This is a genomic window from Lutibacter sp. (assembly GCF_030692605.1).
In the GTDB taxonomy this organism is placed as follows: domain Bacteria; phylum Bacteroidota; class Bacteroidia; order Flavobacteriales; family Flavobacteriaceae; genus Lutibacter.
In genome coordinates this window covers 1-1567 of sequence record NZ_JAUYUD010000123.1, presented here as the reverse complement: position 1 = coordinate 1567, position 1567 = coordinate 1, and the positions used below count along the sequence as shown (strand labels likewise).

At 25.3% G+C, this 1567-nt stretch carries 1 protein-coding gene; it reads right to left on the bottom strand.

All coding sequences use genetic code 11. From position 1 onward, the window contains the following. Positions 1-1239 precede the first annotated feature (1239 nt). Positions 1240-1389: a hypothetical protein gene (locus Q8S45_RS13375; protein ID WP_305605903.1), complete on the bottom strand. Its 150-nt coding sequence runs from the start codon at positions 1387-1389 to the stop codon at positions 1240-1242. Positions 1390-1567: the final 178 nt, after the last annotated feature.

Genomic DNA, 1567 nt, shown 5'->3' with positions numbered 1-1567 from the left:
AACGGGTTAGAATATGAAAAGTTGCGATTATGAAAACGCAATTTTCCGATGTTTAAATGTAATATAATTAAATTTTAGAATCATTCTATTTAGTTGATTAAGCAATTTTTTATATGCATTGTTGGCATTTTGTGCTTTATTCTTTCTGTTAGTTTAAATCTTAATTTTGGAAAACTATTTTGCAATTTTGGTTTCCGTTTCAAAAATCACTTTCAATTTGTAAAAACTCCTAACTTTCTCAGTTTGTTAGAATTGTCATTTTTATCTAAATCCTGAAATCTTTCTGTTTGTTCTTAACTTTAATTTGGAAATTTCTCTTTCTGTTTTAGCTTTTTTCAATAATTTTTGAAAACTGAACTTTCTCGGTTTGTTAGAATTGTCATTTTAATCTAAATCCTACACTTTTTCTGCTTGTTAAATTCTTAATTCTAAAAACTTCTCTTTCTGTTTTAGTTTTCCGTTTCAATAATTTAAAAAACTGAAATTTTTCTGTTTATTATAAACTTGAATTTTAAAATTTCTCTTGCTTTTTTAGTTTCCGTTTCAACTTTCAAAATCCGCTTTAAAAGTCAATTTTTTTCACTTAAAATTCCGCCAGTTTCTTGTTTAAAAAAATTTTCCTCCGCATAAATGCCAACGGTTAGAATATGAAAAGTAGGCGATTTAATATAAAACTTTTCATATTAGTTTTAAATATAAAATTAATGAATAAATTTGATGTTAGTAACAATGTGCCTATTTTTTATATGCATTGTTGCCACATCGTTTTAATCAAATTATCTTATGAAAGAAATAAACATTAATAATCAAACTAAATACTCATTAGAGTTAATATTGTCAGAAGCGGACAAGAATTTGTCAGATTTATTAAAATCCGTTGACCAAAATTCAAATCGTTCTTTTCTAGTTTTCGGAGTTTATCTGTCTTTGGTTACTTATTCATTTCTTGAAATTATGAAACATAATTATCTATATTCAATTTTTTTTATAGGTTCAATTATTAGCTGTGTAATTTTAAGTAAAAACCTAATGCCTAATTTAAGAAAAATAAGAGGCTCAGTTCCCACAGATATATTACACGAATATTTTAATCAATTCGAAGGAGTAACCTTAGAAAAAGAGTATTTAGCAACTCAAATTCAAAGTTATAACGATTCTATAATGTCAAATAAAGTACTGATCTCTAAAATGACAAAAAGGTTTATTAACTCTTTCAAATTTATTTTACTAATAGCAATTCTATTTGCAATTGTCTATATTAAAATCATCATTCAATGTAATTATTGAAGAATTTGTTAAAGGTCTGGTTGTGTTAACATTCTGCGTTGTTGAATTCTCTGTGGTTGAATTCTGAGATTCTGAACTTTGATTTTGTTTTTTATCACTCATAATTATTGTTTTTAGTTTCAATTTCTTTAATGTGTGGCAACGGGTTGGACATGAAAAGTTGCGGGTTTGAAAGCGCAATTTTTCAATAATTAAAATAGTTTTTTTATTTGTAATACTTTTCATTATTAGTTAAAATTTAGCAATTTTTTATGTGCGTTGTTAGCCTTTTGTTATTTTT